This is a genomic window from Bowmanella yangjiangensis, assembly GCF_017255015.1.
Lineage (GTDB): Bacteria > Pseudomonadota > Gammaproteobacteria > Enterobacterales > Alteromonadaceae > Bowmanella > Bowmanella yangjiangensis.
In genome coordinates this window covers 1-379 of the sequence record NZ_JAFKCS010000697.1, presented here as the reverse complement: position 1 = coordinate 379, position 379 = coordinate 1, and the positions used below count along the sequence as shown (strand labels likewise).

Sequence of the window (379 nt, the reverse complement as noted above, 5' to 3'; positions counted from 1 at the left end):
CAACCAGCGCACCCGCTGCTGCAGCCAGCTGCGCCAGCGCGGATAGGCCAGCAGGCGTACCAGGGCCAGGTCCCAGCCCCAGACCACCAGGGTCATCCACAACATGGCCAGGAACAGGCCCCAGCTCGGCATGGCGGCTTCGCGCAGGACACCGAACAGCCCCGCGTAGAACAGCGGCAGCTTGGGATTCAGGCTGCTGGCCAGCAGCCCCTGGCGCAGCCCCCGCGTCCAGCTGCCCAGCGCCACCTGCGCAGCGTCCGGCAGGTGCAGGTCGCGCCGTGACAGCAGTGCCTGCACGCCGATCCAGGCGAAGTAGAGCCCACCGACCAGCTGCAGCACCCTCCAGAATGGCCCGCCCTGCCCGGGCAGTGCCTGCAGG

The 379-nt window shown here is 71.0% G+C and carries 1 protein-coding gene; it reads right to left on the bottom strand.

Annotated features, from left to right (window positions below; genetic code table 11):
- Positions 1–379, bottom strand: a 379-nt coding sequence (locus J0A65_RS26305) for a LysE family transporter (protein ID WP_206597128.1), incomplete at both ends; no start/stop codon positions are given.